The 25,628-nt window shown below is 50.4% G+C and carries 23 protein-coding genes and 1 other RNA gene; 21 read left to right on the forward strand and 3 right to left on the reverse strand.

Annotated elements, in window-relative coordinates:
• Nucleotides 1–23 precede the first annotated feature (23 nt).
• Nucleotides 24–917: an AEC family transporter gene (locus tag VGK02_11795; protein ID HEY3375724.1), complete on the forward strand. Its 894-nt coding sequence runs from the start codon at nt 24–26 to the stop codon at nt 915–917.
• 368 nt (nt 918–1,285) lie between these two features.
• Here the strand turns inward: VGK02_11795 and VGK02_11800 are convergent, their stop codons facing one another.
• The gene (locus tag VGK02_11800) at nt 1,286–1,978 is read right to left on the reverse strand and encodes a ComF family protein (GenBank protein ID HEY3375725.1); all 693 of its coding nucleotides are present in this window, start codon (nt 1,976–1,978) and stop codon (nt 1,286–1,288) included.
• Nucleotides 1,979–2,262: 284 nt separating this feature from the next.
• Between VGK02_11800 and VGK02_11805 the strand changes: the two genes are divergently transcribed.
• The 17 genes from VGK02_11805 (at nt 2,263) to VGK02_11885 (ending at nt 20,000) form a co-directional block, all read left to right on the forward strand.
• Nucleotides 2,263–2,466 carry a cold-shock protein gene (locus VGK02_11805; protein ID HEY3375726.1) on the forward strand — a complete coding sequence of 68 codons (204 nt, stop codon included), beginning with the start codon at nt 2,263–2,265 and terminating at the stop codon, nt 2,464–2,466.
• A gap of 180 nt (nt 2,467–2,646) precedes the next feature.
• Nucleotides 2,647–3,207, forward strand: a complete 561-nt coding sequence (gene raiA, locus VGK02_11810; protein HEY3375727.1) for a ribosome-associated translation inhibitor RaiA — start codon at nt 2,647–2,649, stop codon at nt 3,205–3,207.
• 207 nt (nt 3,208–3,414) lie between these two features.
• Nucleotides 3,415–4,059, forward strand: a complete 645-nt coding sequence (locus tag VGK02_11815; GenBank protein ID HEY3375728.1) for a hypothetical protein — start codon at nt 3,415–3,417, stop codon at nt 4,057–4,059.
• 301 nt (nt 4,060–4,360) lie between these two features.
• A complete protein-coding gene (locus VGK02_11820; protein HEY3375729.1) occupies nt 4,361–5,680 on the forward strand; it encodes an HD-GYP domain-containing protein in 1,320 nt (439 codons plus the stop codon).
• On the forward strand, nt 5,643–6,887 hold the full coding sequence (locus VGK02_11825) for an HD domain-containing phosphohydrolase (protein ID HEY3375730.1): 1,245 nt from the start codon (nt 5,643–5,645) through the stop codon (nt 6,885–6,887). The genes VGK02_11820 and VGK02_11825 overlap by 38 nt, the downstream gene beginning before the upstream one ends.
• A 19-nt stretch (nt 6,888–6,906) precedes the next feature.
• Nucleotides 6,907–7,314 (forward strand): hypothetical protein, encoded by a 408-nt coding sequence (locus tag VGK02_11830; protein HEY3375731.1) that lies wholly within the window; start codon nt 6,907–6,909, stop codon nt 7,312–7,314.
• Nucleotides 7,315–7,543: 229 nt separating this feature from the next.
• Complete coding sequence (gene secA / locus VGK02_11835; GenBank protein HEY3375732.1) at nt 7,544–10,087, forward strand: preprotein translocase subunit SecA; 2,544 nt, start codon at nt 7,544–7,546, stop codon at nt 10,085–10,087.
• A 65-nt stretch (nt 10,088–10,152) separates the two neighbouring features.
• Nucleotides 10,153–11,220: a peptide chain release factor 2 gene (gene prfB / locus VGK02_11840; GenBank protein ID HEY3375733.1), complete on the forward strand. Its 1,068-nt coding sequence runs from the start codon at nt 10,153–10,155 to the stop codon at nt 11,218–11,220.
• A gap of 2 nt (nt 11,221–11,222) precedes the next feature.
• The gene (locus VGK02_11845) at nt 11,223–11,966 is read left to right on the forward strand and encodes a phosphatase (protein ID HEY3375734.1); all 744 of its coding nucleotides are present in this window, start codon (nt 11,223–11,225) and stop codon (nt 11,964–11,966) included.
• A gap of 9 nt (nt 11,967–11,975) precedes the next feature.
• Nucleotides 11,976–12,710, forward strand: a complete 735-nt coding sequence (locus tag VGK02_11850) for a DUF2993 domain-containing protein (protein ID HEY3375735.1) — start codon at nt 11,976–11,978, stop codon at nt 12,708–12,710.
• A gap of 96 nt (nt 12,711–12,806) precedes the next feature.
• Nucleotides 12,807–13,778 carry a YitT family protein gene (locus VGK02_11855; protein ID HEY3375736.1) on the forward strand — a complete coding sequence of 324 codons (972 nt, stop codon included), beginning with the start codon at nt 12,807–12,809 and terminating at the stop codon, nt 13,776–13,778.
• Between the two features lie 13 nt (nt 13,779–13,791).
• Nucleotides 13,792–14,649, forward strand: coding sequence for a transketolase (locus VGK02_11860; GenBank protein HEY3375737.1), 858 nt, complete (start codon nt 13,792–13,794; stop codon nt 14,647–14,649).
• A 10-nt stretch (nt 14,650–14,659) separates the two neighbouring features.
• The gene (locus tag VGK02_11865) at nt 14,660–15,592 is read left to right on the forward strand and encodes a transketolase family protein (protein ID HEY3375738.1); all 933 of its coding nucleotides are present in this window, start codon (nt 14,660–14,662) and stop codon (nt 15,590–15,592) included.
• Nucleotides 15,593–15,678: 86 nt separating this feature from the next.
• Nucleotides 15,679–16,368, forward strand: coding sequence for a cell division ATP-binding protein FtsE (ftsE, locus tag VGK02_11870; protein ID HEY3375739.1), 690 nt, complete (start codon nt 15,679–15,681; stop codon nt 16,366–16,368).
• A 15-nt stretch (nt 16,369–16,383) separates the two neighbouring features.
• Nucleotides 16,384–17,262: a permease-like cell division protein FtsX gene (gene ftsX / locus VGK02_11875; protein HEY3375740.1), complete on the forward strand. Its 879-nt coding sequence runs from the start codon at nt 16,384–16,386 to the stop codon at nt 17,260–17,262.
• Between the two features lie 155 nt (nt 17,263–17,417).
• The gene (locus VGK02_11880) at nt 17,418–18,665 is read left to right on the forward strand and encodes a peptidoglycan DD-metalloendopeptidase family protein (GenBank protein ID HEY3375741.1); all 1,248 of its coding nucleotides are present in this window, start codon (nt 17,418–17,420) and stop codon (nt 18,663–18,665) included.
• Between the two features lie 108 nt (nt 18,666–18,773).
• Nucleotides 18,774–20,000 (forward strand): S41 family peptidase, encoded by a 1,227-nt coding sequence (locus VGK02_11885; GenBank protein ID HEY3375742.1) that lies wholly within the window; start codon nt 18,774–18,776, stop codon nt 19,998–20,000.
• 151 nt (nt 20,001–20,151) lie between these two features.
• Here VGK02_11885 and VGK02_11890 read toward each other — a convergent pair whose 3' ends face one another.
• The gene (locus tag VGK02_11890) at nt 20,152–20,589 is read right to left on the reverse strand and encodes a hypothetical protein (GenBank protein HEY3375743.1); all 438 of its coding nucleotides are present in this window, start codon (nt 20,587–20,589) and stop codon (nt 20,152–20,154) included.
• 109 nt (nt 20,590–20,698) lie between these two features.
• Between VGK02_11890 and rnr the strand changes: the two genes are divergently transcribed.
• Nucleotides 20,699–22,801 carry a ribonuclease R gene (rnr, locus tag VGK02_11895; protein ID HEY3375744.1) on the forward strand — a complete coding sequence of 701 codons (2,103 nt, stop codon included), beginning with the start codon at nt 20,699–20,701 and terminating at the stop codon, nt 22,799–22,801.
• A gap of 5 nt (nt 22,802–22,806) precedes the next feature.
• Here rnr and VGK02_11900 read toward each other — a convergent pair whose 3' ends face one another.
• A complete protein-coding gene (locus VGK02_11900) occupies nt 22,807–24,405 on the reverse strand; it encodes an FAD-dependent oxidoreductase (protein HEY3375745.1) in 1,599 nt (532 codons plus the stop codon).
• Between the two features lie 146 nt (nt 24,406–24,551).
• Here VGK02_11900 and smpB point away from each other — a divergent pair, with 146 nt between their 5' ends.
• Together smpB and ssrA are read left to right on the forward strand one after the other, a co-directional pair.
• On the forward strand, nt 24,552–25,037 hold the full coding sequence (gene smpB / locus VGK02_11905; protein ID HEY3375746.1) for an SsrA-binding protein SmpB: 486 nt from the start codon (nt 24,552–24,554) through the stop codon (nt 25,035–25,037).
• A gap of 117 nt (nt 25,038–25,154) precedes the next feature.
• Nucleotides 25,155–25,479, forward strand: a transfer-messenger RNA (tmRNA) gene (ssrA, locus tag VGK02_11910).
• Nucleotides 25,480–25,628: the final 149 nt, after the last annotated feature.

A 25,628-nucleotide genomic window follows, 5' to 3' on the forward strand; every position in this document is an offset into this window, starting at 1 on the left:
TCGGCGCTCTAATCAACGTTATCCTGTCAGTACTCATACTTATTTCAATCGGGTTTTTTAGCAAGAAGATCGGAATTCTTCAGAAAGAACACGTTGCCGTTCTTAACAACGTTATCACATATCTGGCAATGCCGGCGCTTGTCTTTCGCGCCATTGTTGATGCTAAAGTCTCGCTATCTCTGCTGATCCTTCCCGGAATCGGTATCGTCGTTGTGTTAATATGTATGGCGGTGGCCTACCTTACCGGGCGGTTTACTCACTTCAAGCGGCCAACTACCGGGGCGCTTATTCTACTCGCGTCAATAGGGAATACAGGATTTTTAGGTTATCCGCTTGCCATACAACTCTTCGGTATGCATAACTTCGTCCGAACGGTATTTTACGATCTGTTCGCCACGGTTGTCGTCATGTTCACAATCGGTCTGCTTGTCGCCGAGCGTTTTGGCGAGGGGAAGGACCGGATCAACATCGTTAAAGAGTTTCTTACATTTCCGCCGCTCGTCGCACTTTATGCGGCGCTAATTTTAAGATTTGTCACCCTGCCGACTTTCGTTACGGATACGATCGGATTTATGGCGGGGGCTGCAATTCCCCTGATAATGTTTTCGATAGGACTTTCGCTTGAGTTTGCAGGCATTGGGAAGTACAAGCTGGGCATCGGTATTGTAGGTTTCATTAAGCTGGTGCTCTCACCGCTCGCCGCACTTTTGATTGTCATGCTTGTCGGCGTACATGGGGTTGATCGCGGCGTAATTATGCTTGAGTCGTCTATGCCGCCGTTCTTGTTTTCCATGGTAATCGGGTTAAAATACGACCTAGATACCGATTTTATCCCGGCCGCTATCGTGGTATGCACGATTATTAGCCTGGTTACGATTCCGATATGGCAGTATATCCTCAGAGTGTTTGCCGCGTAAGTAAGCCGAGCGGCGAATATACCCGGCGAGAGCAAGCATAAAAAAACGAGCAATCCGTTTAGCCGACCTGGTCTTTGACCCCACACTCGCCTGCCGGAGGCTTCGCAGCCCCATTCTGGACCACTGGAACCCCTCTCGCCATCATGTGGCGGCAGGGCTTACCCCTAAGACGCACCATGCTCGGCAACCCGCACCCTAGCTACAAGAGCTAAAGCCCGCGCACCTTACGTGGATCCCTTTGCCTGCGCCTAGCTTGGACTACCCGGTTCCCGGATAAACCGGTCACCGGGGCAACCACAGACCTAAACGGATGCCCGCGTACATATTGTAACGTCATTATCGTAGTATCACAACAGGTCGGGGACGCATTAGTCCATAAGGGGAGTTCTGGCGACAGTAACAACGCATACCTCGGCTGCTCCGGCGGCACGAAGAGCGGCAGCGCACTCACTAGCCGTGCTGCCGGTTGTAAAGACGTCATCTATAAGGACAACACGCCCGGTTACAGGGATGCGGGCTGAGAATGCACCGGCGACGTTACCTGCGCGGTCGGTGAGGCCGAGTTTGTTTTGCTCCGTGATATCCTTCGTCTTAACGAGGCCGCTGTAGAGCGGTTTATCGAATGACGCTGCGAGCCGTACGGCAAGCAGTTTTGATTGGTTGTAACCGCGTACAGCTTCCTTTCGGCGGGTCAGCGGTACGAAGGCAATTGCATCGGCATCACTTAAAAAATGGCCGGTTGATCGGGCAGTGAATTCGGCAAGCTGGGATACGAGTCTCTTACCATTTCTATACTTCAGATTGTGAATTGCGTCTTTCAGCAATCCAGTGTATATACCGCCAGCCCGGGCTTGAGCAAAATGAAAATCTTTATTATTACATTCCTGGCACTGTTGAACAGGTTTTTCTGTGGGCTTACCACAGCGCGAACAGGTCACCTCGCCGATTCGCGGGAACGCCTGTAAACAGCTGCGGCAGATCGGCTGAGACGATTGGGCGCCGCATAAACGGCAGGACGAAGGAAAGATTAGGTCAAGCAAACTGTTAATTACATCGCGCATAATAACTCCTGGTGTGATGGTCCTACAACAACGATTCCGTTCAACGAAAAATAATGGTGCAAACTAAAAATTACATGTGTAAAGGTTTGCTAGCTTTGGGAATATACACACCAAACCACAAAGAATATGGCGAAATATGTAATATTACAAATTTTACCTGGTCAACTTACGAACTTAGTGGTATGTATAGCAGTAAGATACCGTTGAGATGCTTTTTTGACAAGCCAATTACCGGTATTGTATTGTTTAATTGTTGTTGGCTTGCTGGTTTTTAGGAGGTGCACGTGCTTCAGGGAACAGTCAAATGGTTTAGCGCGGAAAAAGGTTACGGATTCATCGAACAAGATACGGGCGATGACGTCTTCGTGCACTTTTCTGCAATCCAAGAGGATGGCTACAAGGCGCTCAACGAGGGACAAAAAGTTAATTTTGAAATCGTTGACGGCGATCGTGGTCCTCAAGCTGCAAACGTCCAAAAGATGGTTTAATCGTAAGCAGCATTTGGATACCAACAACACCCCATGTATTTTTATACATGGGGTTTTACATTCGCCACTTAGTTCCGATATTAGGGTTAGCAGGTGAATTGTATTTACCCTCAAACATACCGTTACGCTAGCAATCAAGAAGCAAGAGCTAAAGTCAAGCATCAATAGGAGTGTGTTTACATGGAAATTATCGTAAAAGGCAGAAACATGGACGTTACGGGTGCCTTAAGGGCATATGCCGAGGACAAAGTCGGGCGCATCGTAAAATACTTCGATCAGATACAGAAAGTTGAGATTGAATTTAGCGACGCGAAAAATCCCAGCATTGCCAACGGTAAAACAGTAGAGGTAACCGTGTTCCCCAAAGGCCCCGTGCTTCGCGCCAAAGAATCCTCTAACGATATGTACGCATCGATCGATATGGTTGTCGATAAGCTTGAGCGTCAGGTCAAGCGGTATAAGGACAAGACATATAAATCCAACAAACATGCTCCCGGCCTCGGTGAGCTTGCTGCTGCAAGGTTTGCGAACGATGAAATCGAGGAAGTCGTACCGCAGATCGTTAAAATTAAGCAAGTATCGGTTAAGCCGATGGACCCGGAAGAGGCGACTGCACAGATGGAGCTTCTCGGGCACGACTTCTTTGTCTTCACGAACGCGGATACGGAAGAGATCAACGTTGTCTACAAAAGAAAAGACAACAACTACGGTCTGATCGAGCCGGTTCACGGTAAAGCTTAAAGGTATTTTTCATTTTCCATCGAATACAAATAGCTATATAGTAGTTGTTGGTTAAGATTAACAGCGGCTGGATGCTCGTACCCTAATACCAAGTAAAAGAGCATCTATCGTTGAGCTTGCCGTATTTATGTATGCAACACAATATCCAGAATTATTTAGCGATTATTTGAAGTCGGGGCCACAGAAGCGATTACGAAAAGGACACCAATGAGTTCGATAATTGAGACGTACCTTATCGACGAGATCGAGAATTTACTCTGTCAGATCGAGGACGTACAAGCCGCTCGCATTGTGGTCGGCACCGACCAAACCATCCAAGAGGTCCATATCCTGGCTAACTCGATCAAAGGGCCCAAACAGCTATCGCGTGATATCGAATCGGTCTTGATGGCCAAGTACGGCATTTCGTTGAACCACCGCAAGATAAGTATCGCCCAGATCAATAACCAGGCAATCTCATTTAATAAAGCCAGGCCGAAGCTCATCGCAGTTAAGCATGAGATTCTAAACATGCGGGCGAGAGTCAGTGTGACGCTTGAGTTTAACGGTAAAGAGTATGAGGGTGCCGAGGAGGGCGTACCATCGAAAATGGGACGGTTACGCCTGGTGGCAGGGGCAACACTTCATGCGATTGAGAAAATTGTTCCCGATACATATGGGTTCGCGCTAGAAGATATTACTGCAATAAAAACCGGCAAAGATATGGCCGTTATTGTATTAATTGCTATACTAAGCTTAGAGGGCGATGAAACATTCGTCGGCTGTGCGCTTGTACGAGATGACGAGCGTGAGTCGATTGTGCGTGCGGTGCTGGATGCAGTCAACCGCCGCCTGAGTTTCTTGATAACTTGATAACTTGATAACCGCATAGCTTTGGACCGGCATCACATTCTGGGCTTACGTAGAATTTATCAAATACTTAAGAGTTGAACCCCTGTTTATGTGAGCGGAGCGATAAGTACCTTTCCAATATTTTAGCGGAGAAGGGAAGAGAACCTAAGAGGAGGTCTCTTTCAATGAAGGCTCGTTTTCTATTGACTCTCGCCGCACTTGCGAGCTTAATTATTGCTGGTAGTGCCGGCGGTAGGCTTGGGTAGTTTTTAGATATCGATGTCGGTCCTTTTTTCTTACAAACATCTACAAAGCAAAAAATGTGAAAAGTGTTCCAGTAGAGGCCAGGGTATTCTTCTATAGCATTTACGTAGCGGCGTTCGTAGTTCTGGTCATGAGTCTAGCAACAAAACCGGCACTACCGTGGTTAGAGGTCGCTTTCTTTGCGCTGCTCATTTTCATCGCGGATTCTTTCGCCATCCAACTTCCCAAAAAGGCGTTCATCACCGTAAGCTTTGCAATCATTTTTGCTGCAATCGTTCTCTTTGGGCCGGTTGCTGCGATTCTTGCGAGCACGATTACCATTTTAAATATCAACGATATCAAGCATAAAATCGGCTGGTATAAGATGCTCTTTAGCGCTTGCAACTATGTGGTTTCGGGGTGCGCCGCCGGTTTTACGTATAAGCTGGCGGGGGGCGCAATCGGCCACATCGGGGCAAGCGACTTTCCGTTTATCATCGCACCGTTCATCTTATCGTGCACGGTGTTTTTCTTTACCAACACATCGCTGATCGCGCTCGCAGTAGGCTTTCTTTACGATGAACCGGTGGTTAATACCTGGCGCTATAACTTCCAGTGGTTGATCCCGAACTATTACGCGCTCGGCGTGCTCGGTATTATCCTGGCGCAGATTTACGCGTCATCGGGGCCGGCCAGCATCATCCTTCTTGTCGTGCCGCTGCTCATCTCGCGGCAGACGTTTATGGTCTACATGCAGCTTCGAGGCGCCTACGTCGACACCGTCAGCATCTTGGTGCAGGCGCTTGAAGCAAAAGACCCGTACACGCGGGGCCACTCGGAGCGCGTTGCCCAGTACGCCGAGGCGATTGCGCGTGAACTCAAACTCCCCGACAACAAGATTGAAACCTTGCGCTACGCCGCTCTCTTGCACGACATAGGAAAAATCGGTATCGCACGGCGTATCTTAAATAAGCCGGGTCGCTTGAGCGATGACGAATTCGGTCGCATTAAAACACACCCGCAGATCGGCGCGGAGATTATCGGCGATATCGATTTTCTTGCAGATGCCATCCCCGCGGTCTTTTATCACCACGAACACTTGAATGGTCGCGGTTATGCTTCGGGCTTAGCGGGGGATAGGATACCGCTGCTCGCGCGCATTATGACCGTTGCTGATAGTTTCGACGCTATGACATCGACCCGCCCATACCGTCCCGCGCTTAGTTTTGAAGAAGCTGCGGTAGAGTTGGAGCGCTGTAGCGGTAGTCAGTTCGATCAGCAGATCGTGCAAGCGTTTATCAAAGCCATGGGAATATCTTTAGAAGCGGAAAAACCTGATATTGAGGAGTTGCAGCTTACAATTGCAGTCGAGGACCCAGTACAGACTACTCTTGCTTAAGACATCAATGATATTGCTCGGCGCGGCCTTTATTGGCGTTTTCCTGCCGAGATTTTCGACGGCGCACATAATGAGTGTGGCGGTTTTTGCTGTCGCCGTTGCGACGAGCAGGCTGCTTGATGTCAGGCTGCCGCAGGGCGGCAAGCTTCACATCGATACGGCGGTAATTATCGCGAGCATTGTCTTATTCCCGTTTACGGATGTCATCGTAATAATTATCAGCGGTATTCTGGTAGCAATGCTCATCAAACAGGTGTCATTCGAACTCGGTAGCGCAGCCTACCCGCTCTCGCTCAAGATTATTACTGCGTTTATGGCGGCGTATATGTTCTATACGATTGGGGGCAGACCGGGTAATGTGGAGCCCGTATTCGGCATCGTTTCGCTTGCACTGTTATGTGTTGTGTACTCGATTGTCGATCTCGGCTTTGATCAGCTGACCATAGCGATCAGGCGCGGAACCCCGTACTTCCCGGGTTTGGTTTCATCTGCGAAATTCCTCGGTCCCATCTATCTCTCGCTGTCTTCGCTTGGCGTGCTTCTTGCTACCATGTACAAGGGGATGGGCTATTGGAGCCTGGTTCTCTTCTTCGTCCCATTGCTCGTAACGCGGCTCTCATTTAAATCGTATCTGGATATCCGCAAAGTATATCGTAAAACGATTGAAGCGCTCTCGAACGCGATTGAGGCACAAAACTCAAAGCGCAGCGGGCACGGCAGGCGCGTCGCTAACTATTCCGTCGATATCGCCAAAGAGCTTGGAATTCACGGGCGTGAACTCGAGCTTATCGGCTATGCCGCGCTTTTGCATGATATCGGCATGCTCGGTGTTGATGAGGATTCGCTCGATCAGCTGCTCGAAAACGTAAGCGCGCGAAGCGGCGAAGCGCCGCACGCAATTATCGGGGCTGAGGTTGTCGAGCAAGTTGATTTCCTGCAAGACGCCGCGGATATGGTGCGCAAGCACCACATACCATACGATAAGGTACGCCGTACCGATGTGGTGCCGCTTGGAGCGCGCATCATAAATGTCGCAAGCCGTTTCGACCGGCTCACTAAAACCGATAGCTCGGCCGATCGCCTAACCCCATATCAAGCTATTAGCAATATCAAGGGGGACCAGGGCATTACGTTTGACCCGAAAGTGGTGCGCGCACTCGTCAACCTTTTGAAAAAACGGGGCAAGTTGATGGAGTTTGTCAGTTGATATGTGGTAAAAAGGTAGTATGACGAATTCAATTACGAGTCACAATAACCAAAGACTCTATTTCGCCATCACAGTTTTCGCCGTTTTAAGTGTTTTAAGCTGTGCGCCACCGGCTACCGCTCGATTTGGAGTCGACCTTCAGAGCGGCATCGCCATGATCGAACCTGATCGTAAAGCCGCCGGTGAAAAATCCGAAACGGCTCTTTCCGAAAGCTATCAAAACCAGCTACTTCTCTTAAAGCTCATAAGGTATGCGGATAAGCTGCACGTGCGCCATGCATCCGAACAACGCTCATCAATGCATGCGGCACATACCGGGCATGAGGTTTTCGCTCAGAATTCGCGGGCATTCGTCGCCCATCCTCGCACGCTCGCAGCCAGTAGTTCACCGGTCGCTGCCGGTTTTGCCCGCGCTCCGCCGGCCTAACTTCGACATCTTCGTTTTGCAGGGACTGTAATTTGAGCTTGTTAAAAGCGTCTATTGTAAAAGCGCTCTCCCAGCGACTGCCTTGTATGTCCTTAGTTTTACCAGGAACAATAGGGTAATTATCGCGAATATTTTGTACTTCCCGCCAATGACCGTCCCTGTAAAACGTGTTACAATACCGTATTGTTTACACGGAACTATTTTGTTCTAGATGTGGAGTTGAATAACATTGTTAAAAGCATTAGAGCGCGTTCTCCGTATGGGAGAAGGCAAAAAATTAAAACTATTAGAAGAAAAAGTGGCGTGGGTAAACGCCTGGGAGCCCGAGATAGAAAAGCTTTCCGATGCCGAACTGAAAGGCAAAACGGATGAGTTTAAACAGCGTCTTATCGAGGGTGAAACGCTGGACGATATTCTCCCGGAGGCATTTGCAGTTGTCCGCGAGGCGGGCAAGCGGGTACTTCGTATGCGCCACTTTGACGTGCAGATCATGGGCGGCATCGTCCTTCACGAGGGGAAAATCGCCGAGATGCGAACCGGTGAAGGTAAAACGCTCGTTGCGACACTTCCCGTGTATTTAAATGCCCTGAAAGACAAGGGTGTACACGTTGTTACTGTTAACGATTATCTCGCCAGGCGTGACAGCGAGTGGATGGGGCAGATCTACGAGTTTTTAGGGCTTAAGGTCGGCCTGCTGCAAAACGATATGCCGCCGGTGTTGCGCGTCGACGCGTACAAGGCCGACATTACCTACGGTACGAACAGTGAGTTTGGCTTCGATTACCTGCGTGACAACATGATTTCGCATATAAGCGAGCGAGCGCAGCGGGGCCACGGTTATGCCATCGTCGATGAGGTGGATAGCATCCTTATCGACGAGGCGCGAACACCGCTCATTATCTCCGGTCAACCGGAGCAATCGGCGGACACCTATTATACGTTCGCACGCATCGTACCGCGTCTCAAGAAAGGCCGTGACTTCGAGGTTGATGAGAAGCATCGTGCGGTTTCGATTACCGAAGACGGTGTCGGCCGCGTTGAAGAGGCGCTCGGCATCGAGAATATGTACGATCACATCAACAGCCAGCTGGTTAATCACCTGCAACAGGCGCTTCGGGCGCACGCGCTGTTTAAGAAAGACGTCGACTATATCGTCAAAGACGGCGAGGTCATCATCGTTGATGAGTTCACCGGTCGTTTAATGGACGGCAGGCGCTATAGCGAGGGCCTTCACCAGGCGATCGAGGCAAAAGAGGGCGTGAGGATCCGCGAGGAAAACCAGACGCTCGCAACGATTACTTTGCAGAACTACTTTCGCATGTACGGTAAGCTTGCCGGTATGACCGGTACGGCGTCGACCGAAGCGGACGAGTTCATGCATATCTATAAGCTGGAAACCGTCATAATCCCAACGAACCAACCGATGGTCAGGGACGACATGGCCGATTCCATCTATAAGAACGAAGACATCAAGTTCAAAGCGGTTATCGAAGACATAGTTCAGCGGAATAAGGTAGGTCAGCCGATTCTCGTTGGCACTATCTCTATTGAAAACAGCGAACGTTTGAGCAAGATGCTCAAACGCCGCGGTATAGCCCACGAAGTCCTTAACGCCAAGTACCACGAGCGCGAGGCTGAAATTATCGCGCAGGCGGGCCGTAAGGGTGCGGTTACAATCGCAACCAACATGGCCGGTCGAGGTGTCGACATTATCCTCGGCGGCAATCCGCAGGATGCGGAAGAAGCGAGAGAAGTGTGCGAGGCCGGCGGCTTGCATATCATCGGTACCGAACGCCACGAGTCGCGGCGAATCGACAATCAGTTGCGAGGCCGTGCAGGTCGCCAAGGCGACCCGGGTTCGAGCCAGTTCTTTCTCTCGCTCGAAGACGATTTGATGCGTCTCTTCGGTTCAAACCGCATCGGCAGCATCATGGAGCGCCTCGGCGTGCCGGATGACCAGCCGATTGAGCATTCGCTCATTTCGAAATCAATCGAAACGGCGCAGAAGCAGGTAGAATCGCAAAACTTCAGTATGCGAAAGCACGTTCTCGAGTATGACGATGTCATGAACAAGCAGCGCGAGCTCATCTATGAAGAGCGCCTGCGCGTCCTTGAAGGCGCGGACCTACATGAGCGCATCGGAGACATGATCGACGATGTTATGCGTGCGGCAGTTATGGCCTTTACAAATGAAGCCCAATACCCGGAGGAATGGGATTGGGAAGGTCTTCTCTCATATATTAATCAGTTGTTCCCGCTTGGGTGGGGTAAAGATGACATCGATATCACGAAAATCGATCAAGAAGAGCTCATCGACCGGCTGGCGGATGCGGCAAAAGCCCGCTATGAAGCGCGAGAGGCTGAGCTAACACCCGATATCATGCGCGACCTCGAGCGGCTTGTCATGCTCGAAGTCATCGATAATAAGTGGCGCGAGCATCTCTACGAGATGGATTATCTCAAAGAGGGTATCGGTCTTCGTGCGATCGGCCAGCGCGACCCGTTAATCGAGTACAAAAACGAGGGCTTCAATATGTTTAACGGCATGATCGAGGCGATCAAAGAAGATGTGCTCCAATATATGTTCCATATCCAGGTGGTTCAGGAAGAGTCGGTTCGGCCGAAACAGAAGGCGATGGTCACGACTGGTGGCGGTTCTGATTCGGCACCGCCGAAACCGGTTAGGAACGATGGGAAAGTCGGCCGTAACGATCCATGCCCGTGCGGAAGCGGTAAGAAGTATAAAAAATGCTGTGGTCTAGAGGCGTCGTAGAAGGGTGAAGGTATTGGTTGTTGATTTAGCCGAACGCATTGCGGAAATAAGCGAAAAAATTACAAATATTAAGGATTATCTTTGACATAGACGGCAAACGGGAGCAGGTCGTAAAGCTCGAAACCGAGGCCGCAAAGCCCGGTTTCTGGGACGATCAGGAAGCTGCCCAGAAGGTTATGTCACATCTTAGTGACCTCAAAGACGATATCTCCACCTGGGGGCAGGCGAGAGATGAGACTGAGGAGCTCGACGTTATGAACGAACTCGCTACTTCGGAAAACGATGAGGCGCTCGGGACGGAAGCCGAAAGCCGGCTCACCAAGCTTAAACGTTTTGTCGATGAGCTGGAGCTGAGAAGCTGGTTTACCGACCCTATGGATAGCCACGGCGCCATCGCAACGTTCTATCCCGGCGCGGGCGGCACTGAGTCGCAGGACTGGGCGGAGATGCTCATGCGCATGGTGATTCAGTGGGCGCGAAGCAAAGGTTTTGAGGTCAACATCAACGAGTATGTTCCGGGCGAGGAAGCCGGCATTAAAACCGCAACAGTTACCATCGACGGCAAATATGCTTACGGATATTTGCAGTCTGAGCGGGGCGTACATCGTTTGGTGCGAATATCGCCGTTTGATTTTAGCAGTCGCAGGCATACGTCATTCGCCTCGATCGACATTATTCCGAAGGTCGACCAGGACATCGATATGACTATCGAGCCGACCGACCTGCGTATAGAGACGTTTCGCTCAACCGGCGCGGGCGGCCAGCATGTAAACGTCACCGACTCGGCCGTGCGGATTACGCATATCCCGACCGGTGTTGTTGCCCAGTGCCAGAACGAGCGCTCGCAAACAAAGAATAAAGAGACGGCTTTACTGATTTTAAAAGCCCGGCTGTATGAACGCATACAGGATGAAAAGGCGCGGGAGGAAACCGAGCGCTATAAGGCTAAGAGAGACATCGCGTTCGGCAGCCAGATTCGCTCGTACGTGTTGCATCCGTACCAGCTTGCAAAGGATCACCGAACCGGTCTCGAGAAGGGCGATGTGCAGGCGGTACTTGATGGAGAGATCGATGATTTTATCATCGAGTATCACCGCCAAAGGGTGCTCAAAGCAGCCGGCGGGCAAGGGTAGTTATGAACACGATTGCGTATACAATAGAAGCCGATCTACACGTCCATACGGTCGCCAGCGGGCACGCATACAGCACGGTCGATGAAATCACCCGTGAGGCGGCGAAACGCGGCTTAAAAATGGTTGCAATTACCGACCACGGCCCGTGTTTGCCCGGTGGAGCGCACCGCTATCATTTCTGGAATTTGCGAATCATGCCGCCCGAGCTTCACGGCGTTCGCATTTTGCGGGGAATCGAGGCTAATATCATTAACGAGGCAGGGGAGATCGACCTGCCATTAGATTATCTCGAACATCTTGATATAGTACTCGCCGGTTTTCACCCGAGCTGCGGCTATGAAAGCACTACCGCCAAAAAAAATACCGAGACGCTGATCCGAGCGATTCAAAACCCGGTGATAGATGCCATCGTTCATCCCGGTAACATGAAGTTTCCCATCAAGCCGGAGCCCGTGGTCGAAGTGGCCGCGCAAGCCGGCATGGCGCTCGAGCTTAACAATAGTTCGTTTTTGCCTGCAAGCAGCAGGGAGTTTGCCTACGAGACCGATGAAGCAATCGCTCGTTTTGCCAAAGAGCAAGCCGTGCCTATAATATTAAGTAGCGACGCCCATATTTATACTCAGGTCGGCGACGTCATGTATGCTGCCGCCTTAGCATTTGATGTGGGTTTGCCAGCCGAACAGATACTAAACACATCCGTTGAAGCCGTCCTGGATTATCTTGCAAAACGGCATACGCGACACTAGGAGCTGGGCATGAGAAAGGTACCGACAATCGCTATTCTTATACCGATCATCGTAATTCTCGGATTCTTGTTCGTTATCGTCGTGCCCGCTCTTACCAACAGCGTTATACAATCCGCAGTCGTCGATACTATCAGGCATGATTATGGCGTAAAAGACAACGCCTATGTCAGAATCGATTCAAGTATGTTAAAGCTCGTGCGCGGCTCCATTGACGAGGTCTATATCGAATGCCCGCATTGCGGGTTTGACGGTATTACGCCGAAGAGCCTGGTTGTTATCTTGCATGATGTTAAGTTCGATGTCGCGGGTACCATTTTGAATAAGAAAGGCTCTAAACTAAAGAGCATCCGCGAAGCGGATGCGCGGATCGTTTTCGACCAGGCCGGGATTAATCGTTATGTAGCAGAGAAGTATCCCGATCTTAAAGGGTGGCCGCTACGGCTTTACCCGAACCTGATTACAGCGATGGCAAAAGTCGAAATGCTGGGGAAGGTCCAAGTTAGCTTTGTTCCGAGGATTACCGGCGACCGGCTTGTCCTGGAACCGCAGGACGCAAAGTTTGACGATACTAGCACGCCCTCGAATGATGTGGTGAAAGAGCTGAGGAAAATCGGAGAGGTCGCCGCCCGGAATTGGGTTCACGAAATACCGATCGGGCTGCCGGTGAGTAACTTACCATTCGGTATGAAAGTGACGAAAGTGCTTGTCGAACGGGGGCAGCTCGTGGTATCAGCTGGAAAATAGGTCATATTGTGAGGTATAGTAAATAAATAGAAGACCATGTACTAATTGCATGTAATCCGGGGGTCCCAAAAGCGGGGCCCCTAACTTTGTATATCTTTGTATGAAAATATCAACGGGGGTGGTTTTGATGGGGTAAAGACGAGGTTTCTCACATTTGCGCGAGCTGCCCGCAGGAATCCTGCGCTGCCGTTGCGCAAGGCTGCGGGATTAGTGAAGCCCTCGGTCGGACGAATCCTATACGAGTATTTCGGCATAACGGTCGGCATACTGATAACGGCAATCGCCCTGGACGTGTTTTTAATTCCAAACAGGTTGGCTGCCGGCGGTGTCAGTGGTTTTGCGACCGTTTTACATTATAGATTCGGTTTTGGTATAGGCATTACGATGGCCATCATCAACGTTTTACTCTTTGCGATCGGAACCGGACTTAACGGCTGGAAGTATGGCATGAAGACGATATACGGAGCGTTCGGTCTCTCGTTTGCCGTTGATGCGATTATGCCGCTCGTGCGGGCGTTCGTGGTGACGGGTGACCCGATTATCACAACGCTCTATGGTGGAATTTTGTCAGGCATCGGCATGGGGCTCGTATTTAAGAACGGTGGCAATACCGGTGGTACCGATATTGTGGCGCAGATTTTGCAGCGTTACAGCAATCTGGGCCTAGGACAGCTCTTTTTACTTGCCGACGGTTTTGTTATGCTAACAGCAGCTGCAGTCTTCGGCTTGAAGCTCGCGCTGTACGGTATGATCGCGGTTATCGTAATGGGCCGTGTTATCGACTACATACAAGAGGGCTTGAGCGTAGAGAAAGCGGCATATATTTTTTCTCGGCATACCGATGAAATTGCTTCGGCGATCCTGGTTGATATGCAGCGCGGCGCGACTGCCCTCAAAAGCAAGGGTTACTATACGGGCGAGCATCGTGATACAATATTTTGCGTTGTTGAACGGCGCCAGGTTGAACAGCTGAAGCGAATTGTACACGCTATCGACCCGCAGGCGTTCGTCATCATTTCAGATGTCTATGAGGTCGTTGGCGAAGGGTTTAAGCAGTTCGTCGCTTGAAAGAGGAGTTGTTTTGGTTACATATGCCGCACTTGAGGGCCAAGAGCTGATCGAAGCTCTCGAAGCAAAGGCGCGAAAACTTCGCGTGGATATTGTTAAGATGGTAGGTATGGCGCGCTCGGGCCACCCCGGTGGGTCGCTCTCGGCGGCTGATATTGTCGCCACGCTCTACTTCTATGAAATGAACCATAAACCCGATCAGCCGAATTGGTCTGATCGCGACCGTTTCGTATTGAGTAAGGGACATGCCGCGCCGGTGCTCTACGCCGCGCTCGCCGAAAGCGGGTATTTCCCGGTTGATGATTTATGGACACTTCGAAAAATCGACAGTCACCTGCAGGGTCATCCGGATATGCGAAAGACCCCCGGTGTTGAAATATCTACCGGCAGTCTCGGCCAGGGTTTTGCGACTGCGGTTGGTATGGCGCTTGGGTGCAGGTTGGATAATAAGTCCTCGCACGTGTATGCGCTCATCGGGGACGGTGAAAGCCAGGAGGGCATCATCTGGGAGGCCAGCATGTTTGCCGCCCAGCATAAACTCGATAACTTAGTCGGCATTCTCGACTATAATAATATGCAGATAGACGGTCTGGTAAGCGATATCGTCGATATTCAACCGGCGGCGGCCAAGTGGACGGCGTTCGGTTGGCATACAATTGAAATCGACGGCCACAATATCGCAGATATTATTCAAGCACTTGATGAAGCACGCTCGGTTAAAGGCAAACCAACGATGATTATTGCCAACACCATAAAAGGCAAGTGCGTTTCATTTATGGAAGGTCAGGTCGACTTCCACGGCAAGGCACCAAGCGATGCCGAGGTAGAACAGGCGCTTTATGAACTTGAGTGTCTAGGCCCGATTGGATAAGAGGAGAAACATGTCAACAAAGAAAGCGACACGTGAAGCCTACGGCGAAACGTTAATAGAGCTGGGACGCGAATATCGGAATATTGTGGTGCTGGAAGCCGATCTTGCAAAGTCGACCACATCGATAAAGTTTAAGAACGCTTTTCCGGAGCGTTTCTTCGATTGCGGTGTCGCCGAGCAGAATATGATGGCGGTCGCGGCCGGTCTGGCGACAACAGGGAAGATATGTTTTACCGGATCGTTTGCGATGTTTGCGACGGGGCGTGCGTTTGAGATCGTACGAAACAGCATCGCCTATCCAAGGCTCAACGTAAAGCTATGCCCGACACACTCGGGCATCACAGTCGGCGCCGATGGTGCGTCACACCAGACGATTGAAGATATCGCTCTGATGAGGGTAATCCCGGGGATGACGGTCATCGCTCCGGCCGATTACTACGAGGCAAAAGCGGCGATAAAAAAATCGGTTGAGATCGACGGCCCGGTATACATTCGTCTCGGTCGCGCAACAGTTCCGACACTCTACGATGAATCGTATGAGTTCGTACCAGGTAAAGCGCTTCTCGTACGGGAAGGCTCCGACGTCTCAATCTTTGCGACCGGAATTATGGTCGATGAGAGTTTAAAAGCCGCTGAAAGCCTGGCGGAAGCCGGCATCAGTGCTGAAGTTATAAATGTCTCCACGATAAAACCGCTCGACACCGACACAATTCTTGCATCCGCTTCAAAGACGAAAAAAGTTGTCGTAGCAGAAGAACATAGCATTATAGGTGGTTTAGGAAGCGCAGTTGCAGAAGTTCTGTGCAAACAATGCCCGGTACCGATGACGCATATCGGCATCAAGGATGTATTCGGCCGTTCGGGTGAGCCCGACGAGCTGCTTGAGTACTTCGGGCTTACCAGCAAAGATATCTCCCAAGCGGCACAAGGCCTTCTAGGTTAAGCTTTTGTAAGCTATAGCAGATTACCGATAGCCTTTGATTTATGCCCAACATTCAGGTAGGATACCGATTTGGGAGTGATTATTCCATGATTAAGATGAAAGACGTAACCATGAAGTACAAGGGAGGTCAACGGCCTGCCTTGCGCGATGTCAATGTTGATATCGACCGAGGTGAATTCGTATTTTTAGTCGGTCCTTCGGGTTGCGGAAAATCCACATTTATACGACTGCTTCTGAGGGAGCTTATTCCTACACAAGGTGATATATTTATCGCCAATCACGATATCGTTGCTATGCGGCGCTGGCGGATATCACAACTCCGCCGTAATATCGGCTGTGTGTTTCAGGATTACAAGCTTCTACCAGGTAAGACTACATACGAAAACGTCGCGTTTGCTCTAGAAGTTATAGGTAAACCGACTCGTGTAATTAAGGCACAGGTACCCGAGGTACTCAGGCTCGTAGGTCTCGAAGATAAGGGCAGCAGCTACCCGGATGAACTCTCCGGCGGCGAGCAGCAGCGTGTTTCCATTGCGCGAGCCTTTGTTAACCGGCCGGCGATAATCCTTGCGGACGAGCCAACCGGAAACCTCGATCCGGCAACTTCGAGCGACATTATGGCGCTCTTGAATAAAATCAATAGAACCGGGACAACCGTGCTTATCGCCACGCACGATCGCGAGATGGTCGACAACATGCGCAAGCGAGTTCTCGCACTCGAAGAGGGCGTGCTAATTCGCGATCAGCAACGCGGTGTCTACGGTTATGAAGAGTAATAAGGGGTATCTACCATGTCATTTCGTCCGTTCTATTTCTTGAAGGAATCACTGTTAAGTTTTAAAAAGAATTGGGTTATCAGTATAGCCGCAATCACCACTGTTACGCTCTCTCTGCTTGTCATGGGATTTTTTATGCTTATCGCATTTACCGTAAACGACTGGATGAAGATGACGGAGCAGAAGGTAGAGGTTGTCGCGTTTCTGGCCGAGGGCATACCGGCCGAGTCGGTTCAGGCGCTGCAGAGCGAGATTATGTCGTGGCCCGAGGTAAAACAGGTAAAGTACGTATCGAAAGATCAGGCGCTTGAGCGGCTGCGCAAGGAGTTTAAAGACACCGATATGCTCGACATGCTGGAGGGCAATCCGCTTCCGGCATCACTGGAAGTTTCCATGAAGGATCCTCAGAGGGCCGATGCTATAGTCAAGAAGCTAAAAGGCCGGTCAGAGATAGAGGATATCAGGCACGATCGTCAGACGGTCGAGCGGCTTTTTGCGTTTACAAAGATGGCGCGGTGGATCGGTATAGCGTTCGCCAGTCTCCTGGCATTCACGTCGCTCGTGCTGATAGCTAACGCCATTCGCTTGGCCATTTACGCGCGGCGCAAAGAAGTTGCAATTATGCGTCTTGTAGGTGCATCAAACTGGTTTATCCGCTGGCCGTTTTTGCTTGAGGGCATTATGCAGGGCATAATCGGCGCTACCATAGCGATATCGTTGCTTTATGTCGTAAAGGTTACCGTCATAGAACAGATACAACGCGTCCTTGTTTTCTTGCCGATGCAATCCGGCGGCTCACAGTTCTATCAGTTAGTCTTCGGGCTCATCATCATAGGCATTGTTATTGGCGCAATGGGAAGCTCGCTTGCTTTGCGGCGCTATTTGAAAGTATAAAGTTACAGAAAAATAACAATTAAAAGAGCGCACATACCGTGCGCTCTTTTTTGTTGCGCAATGCAGCCGTTTTAGCTGCTAATACGGTTGGTAATTGAGTTGGCGCCTGGTTGACTTGTCCTTTTATCAGTGATTAACTAAGTCTAAGGTGCGCCATGATTTCAACTACTTCTTTACGGCACAAAACAACAGCATTAATTATAGTAGCGCTTGTACTTGGCTTGTTCACTGCGCCTGCCCACTCATCCGAGCTCTCCAAGAAACGTAACCAATTAGGCACTGTTAAGAGTAAACTTACTCAGACGCGCAATAAAATCAAAGAGACGAAAGTGCGCGAGCAGCAGCTCGTCGGACAAATAGACTCTGTAGACAACCGGATCAACGTTGTCCAAAAAGAATACGACCGGCTCGATGGGGAGCTGGAGAAGGTAAGCTCACAGCGCGGCAAGACAGAGAACCAGCTTACAGCGCTGCAAGCTGAATTATGGAATACGCAACAAGAACTCGACCGCACCCAAGCAAGGCTTACCGAGCAAAAAGGCACGCTTGACCACCGCATGCAGCAGATTTACATACGAGGCAATACCAGTTATTTAGATTTCATCCTTAATTCGAGTGATTTCGTAAATCTGCTTAATCGGATTCGCTTTTTGGAATTCATCGTCGACCAGGATGTAAGCATTATAAAGCGTTTTGAGGATACCAAGCGCGCATTTGAGGAGAAGAAGGCCCAGGTTGAGCAGGATAAAGCGTCCGTTAACACCGAAAGAATCCAGCTGATCGATCAAGAGCGTTACATCAAAACGCTTACCGATGCCAAGCGGTCGCAAAAGCTGGCGCTTCAGGGCGAAATTAACAAGAAACAATCGCTACTCTCGCAGATTAAAAATGATAGGGCGGCGTATGAGCTTGCGGAAGACGTACTGCTTAATGAATCAAACAGCCTTGTTTCGAAGATACGACAACTCGAACGCAGTGTAAAAAACCGCGTTGGACGAAAAGTATCGAGGCCGGCCGGTGCGGGCGGGTTTGAATGGCCGACCGATGGTTATGTTACCTCATCGTTCGGCATGAGGATGCATCCGATTCTGCACACCATGCGTATGCATACCGGAGTAGATATTGGCGCACCGTACGGCCAGTCGGTTCTTGGAGCAGATGATGGTGTGGTTATCCAGGCAGGAACGCTTAAGGGCTACGGTCAAACCGTCATCATCGCGCATGGTAACGGCATTAGCACGCTGTACGGCCACCTATCCGCTATACTGGTTTCAGAAGGGGAGTCCGTTTCGCGTGGCAGCAATATCGGTAGGATCGGTTCAACCGGTCTTTCCACCGGGCCGCACCTGCACTTCGAAGTTCGCAAGGATGGCGAGCCACAAAATCCTATGAGCTGGTACTAGCTAACGTCTTGCATGTTTTCCTCGAAGTAAATGCACATATTTGTGCTAGAAGTAATCCATGTTTTTGCTTATACTGAAACAAATGCTATTAGATGAGGTGTTAGAACTTTGGAAAGAAAAACCCTAGTCGCCGCCATTATAATTCTTGCGGTGCTCGTAGTATTCTCGTCGTTTGCGGGAGGCATGTTCCTCGGCAAATCAATAGAGCAGCGCTATGCTCAAGATTATGCAAGCGATATCCCCTCGGTCGATAAGGTTGGAGAAGTATTACAAATCATCGACCACGCATATGTCGACCCGGTTTCAGATCGAAAACTTGTCAACGGTGCAGTCCAGGGCATGGTCGATGCAATTGGCGATCCGTTTACACACTACTTGGACGCAACACATTTTAAGGCGTTTAACGAAGAGACGAGCGGTCACTTCGACGGCATCGGTGTTGTGGTGAGTGAGGGCAAAACCAAAGAACTCGTTGTGGTCAAGCCGATTGAGGGCACACCGGCAGCGCGCGCCGGCATAAAAGCAAACGATGTCATCGTAAAGATCGGCGACAAGGCAACGCGCGGCATGGATCAGGAGTCAGCTGTAAAACTGATTAAGGGTAAAGCCGGCACAAAGGTAACACTTACCATACGGCGCGAGGGCGAGAAAAAGCTGCTCACATTTACCCTGGTGCGCGAGCAGATTAATGTTCCAAACGTTACATCAAAAATGCTCAAGAACCAAGTCGGGTATGCCCGTATCGAGCAGTTTAACCAGCGTACCGGTGAGGATCTTAAAAAGGAATTTGATAAGCTTAGCGGAGAGGGAATGAAGGGCTTCATTCTTGATCTCAGACAAAATCCGGGCGGTATTGTCGATGAGGCGGTTAACGTCGGCAGCCAGTTTATCCAGTCGGGCCCGATCGTAAAGATAAAATCGAAAACCGGTCAAATTGATTCCCGCGATGCAACGGGTGGGGCGGATACCACGACCCCGGTTGTTGTCCTGGTAGACAAGGGAAGCGCGAGTGCATCAGAGATCGTCTCGGGCGCACTGCAAGATTACAAGCGCGCGGTTATTGTCGGTACGACGACGTTTGGTAAAGCATCGGTGCAAACCGTTATCAGGTTATCGGATGGTTCCGGCATTTTGCTTACGACCGATCACTACCTCACACCGGCAGGCAGAATGATCCATAAGAAGGGCATTAAGCCGGATGTCATAGTTAAGTTCAAGAAAACCGATAAGACGGATGTACAGCTTGAGAAAGCCCAGCAGGTTGTCCAAGACCTGATCTCTGGCAAGATGAAACTTGAACCGGTATCACCGGACCAGTTCAAAGCGGCGTCGTAAGCGTAGCGTTCAGCGGGCGCATTGATCGTGACGTTCTTTTTAAAGAGCGTGGCTTAAGATGAGCAAACGCGAAGAGTGCGAAACAACACAATAGCGAAGGGCGGAAATATTTCCGCCCTTCTTTTTCCCCAAGTATTTGCTTTTCTTTTTGCTACAAGCGTTCGTCGTCGTCGCCGTCTTCAAAAAGCTCAGCCGGTGTTTCGTCGTCAAAGCGGCTGGTAGTGAAGACCTCACGACTAATCCTGGTTATCCGCTTGGGTTCGTCTTCTATCGGGACCAATTGCAGGATTCGCGTATCCTCGACCAGCTCAAGCGTTGCCGTGCCGTTATCTTGCGTGTGAAAACGCACATAATTAAAACTAAGGATATTCAAGAATAGGCAGCCGTTTACAACGAGTGTTGCGGTGTCGGGGCTGGAAAAAACTTTAACAACAACCCCTTCACCTTGATTGATGGGATCACCATCGACAATATAGGTATATTTCACGCTCTCGAGTGTTTCCAGGGCGCGAAGCATATCTGTCCTGTTAATAAGTATGCCTTCATTGACGATACAAGGAGCAGGGGTTTTACCATGAAAGTTTTGCATAAAACTAGGACCTCCGGGGTTTCTGGTTCTGTGCTCATAATATAACAGATATTTAGAGCCGTAAATAGCGGTTATCAAACGTAGGTAGTATTTAATTGAGGTGAAGACTATGCAGCTTACAAAGCAAATCGTGAAACTAATGAGCAAAAAAGGCTACACTCCGCAGGATATTGATGGTATAGCTGAAGCTCTCGATTTGCCGGGCATCGACAAGCTTGAGATAAAAAGAGCTCTTGATATTCTCGAATCCGAAGGTAAAGTTCTGATGACAAAAAAGGGGAGGTACGCACTTCCGTCGCAATTAGACCTTATTGTCGGTGAGCTGCAAGCAAACAGGGCGGGTTACGGATTCGTACGAACCGCCATCGGTGATATATTCGTCCCGGCCAGCAAAATGAGCGGCGCGATGCATCAAGATAAAGTCGCCGTACGCGTAAGCAGCCGGCGTACGCGCCAAGGCCTGCGTAGCGAGGGTGAGATCGCTCGCATAATCGAGCGCGCTCACGAAACGGTTGTCGGACGATACGAAGCGCATGGTAAGATCAGTATGGTCGTCCCATCGGACAAGAAACTTTACTACAACATCATGGTGCACAGAAACGAAAACATGGAAGCTAAAGACGGCGACATGGTGGTTGCCAAAATCTTCGAGTATCCGGATGGCGACCGCTCGGGCAGGGGAATTATTACCGAAATTATCGGGGACGAGAGTTCGCCGACGATCGAAATCGATGTTATCGTTCGCGGACACAACCTTGACCCGGTGTTTTCACCGGCGACAATGGCGGAGGCCGAAGCGACTCCATCCAAAGTAACCGATGTCGATCTCTCAGACCGCAAGGATTACCGCGATGTTTACACGGTTACAATCGACGGCTTAGACGCCAAGGATTTTGACGACGCGGTGGCCATTCATCGCGATGACGATACGGGTCACTTTCACCTCGGCGTACACATCGCCGATGTCTCATATTACGTGAAGATCGGCAGCGCTCTTGATGACGATGCCTACACCAAGGCAACGAGCGTGTATCTCGCCGATCGCGTCATGCCGATGCTGCCGCATAAGTTATCAAACGGAATCTGCAGTCTTAACCCGAATGTCGATCGTCTGACGCTCTCCGTCGAGATGGTAATCGATGAGAACGGCGAAGTTATCGACCACGAAATCCACCGCGGCATTATCAACAGCAATTATCGTTTAACTTACGAGCAGGTTGATGAGTCGTTTAAGACCGGCGAATACCCGAACCCGGATGTCCGCGACCTGCTGCTTAATATGCGAGAGCTGAGCCAGGTTTTAGAGCACAAGCGGCTGAAACGCGGAAGCCTCGATTTTGAAACGGTCGAGCCGAAAGTCATTCTTGATGAGAACCTGAAACCTGTGGAGGTAATCATCCGCGAGCGCACACCCGCCACCCAGCTTATCGAAGAGGCGATGATCGTCACAAACGAGACTGTTGCGGGATATATGTACTGGCAAGATGTCCCAATGGTCTATCGCGTTCACGACAAGCCAAATGAAGAGAGCCTCATACAACTTGAAGAGCTTATCGAAAACCTTCATTACCCGGTTAAAAAGCTAAAAGGGGCACATCCCAAGGTTATTCAGCAGATTATCGAGTTTGCGCATGATCGTCCCGAGAAGCTGCTTGTCAACAATATCTTACTCAGAGCGATGAAGCGCGCGAAGTATACGCCGTCGAACACGTTGCATTTCGGCTTGGCGTCGCAGCACTATACCCACTTCACCTCGCCGATTAGGCGCTATCCGGACCTGATGGTGCACAGGCTGGTTAAAGCAGTTATGGACCAGGATCTCTCTGAGCCGGACATCGTGCATATGGTCGATGACCTCGCGGATGCCTGTGAGCACTGCTCATATATGGAGCGCGAAGCCGACGACGCCGAGCGCGAATCGGTTAGTGTGAAGCTCTGCGAACTCATGCGCGAGCATATCGGTGAAGTATTCGAGGGTACGATTACCGGTGTGTCGGGCTACGGTTTCTTCGTGCAGCTCGCAAACACCGCCGAGGGCCTGGTTCATGTGCGCGACCTTAAAGGGGATTTCTATCATTATGATGAAGCATCCTTTACCCTGGTCGGGCAGCGAACGGGGAAGAGCTTCCAGATCGGGCACCGCGTTACCGTACAAATTACCAATGTGGTTATCGGAGAGCGCCGCATCGATTTCGTTCTGGCGGAAGAATAGTATTCTTACGGCATTTCGCTCGCGAAATTCGACCAGAAGCCGGTATCGTTGGCGAGGTCTTTAAGGCCTCTGCCTTGTCGTTCGGCAACCTTAATGACACTCCCGATAGCCTGAGCCTCAGATATCCCGATAGAAACTACACGAGCCGATGCAGCGGCTTTCGGTGTGCAGGATATTGTCCGGCCGACCAGCGCGAGATTATCGATTCGCATCGGCAACAGCGATCGCATTGGAATACCGTAGAGCTTCGGCTGCAGGTGCAGGTCGACCAGACTGCCGTAGTTTTGCAGGTTTTGCCGGGCTTCCTCCGGCGTATAGGGGTGTTCGTCAACGGTGTGGCCGGCACGGGCGATCGTATCGTAGGGCTGCTCGCCACGAACTACGCTATCGAGCGAAAGAATATAGTTGCCGATAAAATGCCTGCTCTCGCGCACGTAAAGCGTATTGGCCGAATCGATAAGATACGCGTCTTGGAAGGGCGGCAAGGTGGCTTTTAGGTAAGAAACAACTGCCGGTAGGTCTGCTTTACCGCGCCGAACGCCATCGTTAACCGAGCCCCATAACGTTCCGTTGACGTTAAAAACAAGAAGCCCGTTAACCAGAATCGACCCATCGGATTGCCTACCCAGGTTAAGCCCGCTCAACATTACTCCGTTTGCGGTGCTTGTCTGGTTATTGAAATCAGGCGCGACCTGGTTGTAGCCCCAGCCGGCGTTCTCAGAACGCGCGAACTTGTCCTGATCGCCGTTGTGACTGATGTTTCTTAAATCATCCCAGTGAACGCCGCCGAGGCGAAACATGAGTGTCGCCGACATCTGCCGCTGGTCCGGCCCATAATCGCTTTCAGTGAGCCGAACCGGTGTATCGGTAGTCCCGTAGATGGTTTGCCCGCGTCCGAGCGTGTACGGGCAACCGGCGCACGCAGCGAGGTCTCCATTTTCCGACGCATCGATGAAATACCTCGCGCTGACGGTTCTTGTATCGGTGCCGGAAAGGGTCATGTCCATCGTCGTCAGTGTTCGGCCGATAATGTTTGGCGTAAAATTTTGAAACACGAGCTTATCGATTTTGTTGTCTTTTAGAAGCTGGGTAAACAGTGGTGATACTCGTGCCGTATCAAAAACCCCGTCATAGTAGCCGTTTTCCATCTTCTTAATGCCGAGGAGGCGCATGAATGACTCATTGAGGCCTTGGTTGGTAAGCGTATAATACGGCGCAGTATCGGTTGATCCGGAGCTTGGAACCATCATGCTGTAGGAGTTATCCATTTGATTAAGCTGCGCATGCGCCCATACGCCACCGAGCGTTTCGGTTTCGCTGACAAGGCATACTTTAAGGCCGTGCCTGCTACAGGAAATTGCAGCGGCGACTCCCTCGGGGGTGCCTCCATACACCGCAACATCATAGGATGCGGTTTCTTTTGATGCTGCTTCAGCGACCGCCTCATTGTTCTTCGACGGAGAATTTCTTAGGGCGGCAATTTTAGTATCCGGGCGGTTTGCAGATCGGAAGCGATCGGGGTTTACAAAGAAACCTGCCCCAACACCTAGGAATAATGCGGCTATGAAAATAACGGCGATGACTGTTTTTTTGAAAGCACTCATTTGATTACCTTTATCAAAGATAGATTATATGGTTGAAGCACCCATATTTCTAGAAATTACCGGTTGGGAGGCAGGGTATATGCCTCCGATCTTTGCCATATGTAACCAGCGAAAACCAGCATCAAGCAAAGTTAAAAAATGATATAATGGCAGGTATGAAAAGAGCGAGAGATAAGGTCGCTGCGACAAATCGCAAGGCCTACCATGATTATCATATAGATGAGACTTACGAAGCAGGTATTGAGCTTAAGGGTTCCGAGGTAAAATCGGTTCGCGCTGCGCGCCTTAATTTAAGAGATAGTTATGCGCGTGTCGAAGACGGCGAGCTGTGGGTCTTTAATATGCACATCAGCCCGTACAGTCACGTCGATCGTTTTACGCAGCCGGAACCCGATAGGGCGCGGAAATTGCTGCTGCACAAAAAAGAGATCTTGAGGCTTATCGGCAAGACGAAAGAGAAGGGCTACACGCTCATACCGCTTAAAGTATATTTTAACGACCGAGGCAAAGCCAAGATTCAAATTGGCCTGGCGCGAGGCAAACAGCTCTACGATAAGCGCCAGGATATCGCCGAGCGTACGCAAAAGCGCGAAGTGGAGCGGGCGTTGCGGGAGCGTCAAAAAGGTGAATAGCAGCGGTTGCCTTACAACTGCACGTAGATAGATGCTTTACAGCGGCGGCTCATTTACAATGACCGGCGTTTTTCTTATACTTAGGGTTCCGATCATTGAAATTTAAATATGGGGGCGTTAGGTTTCGACTGAGGTTGGTTCTGGCAGGAGAAGCGCGCCGAGCTCAGGTAACTCGTTAAACTGCTTGGAAAAAACAAACGCAAATAACGAATTTGCATTAGCTGCTTAATTGCGGCTCGTCAACCCGGGATTAGGCTCACGGCCCCGGCACGACGTCATTTAAGTGGGCTCACCTCGCCCGGATGCTCATAAGGGTTGAGGGACATTTAATGAGCTAGCGTGAAGGCTGCCCTGCCTGTGGGGAGGCAGATCGCGAATAATTAATCGCAGGATACGCTCGTAGATGCTTCTGTGGGAATGCCTTAGGACGTGGGTTCGATTAGAAATGGTCGCCAGCAGCGGTAACGCTGTTAGGAAAAACAGGGCTTACATCGGTGAACTCTAAGTTCTTCTAAGAATACGACAACGCCGAGGGGTACAAGAGGATAATGATACCTTGGGTGCCCTGTAGAGACTTATGTAGAAGTTACG

Origin of the sequence: Candidatus Aquicultor sp. (assembly GCA_036504445.1) — a bacterium.
In the GTDB taxonomy this organism is placed as follows: Bacteria; Actinomycetota; Aquicultoria; order Aquicultorales; family Aquicultoraceae; genus DASXVE01.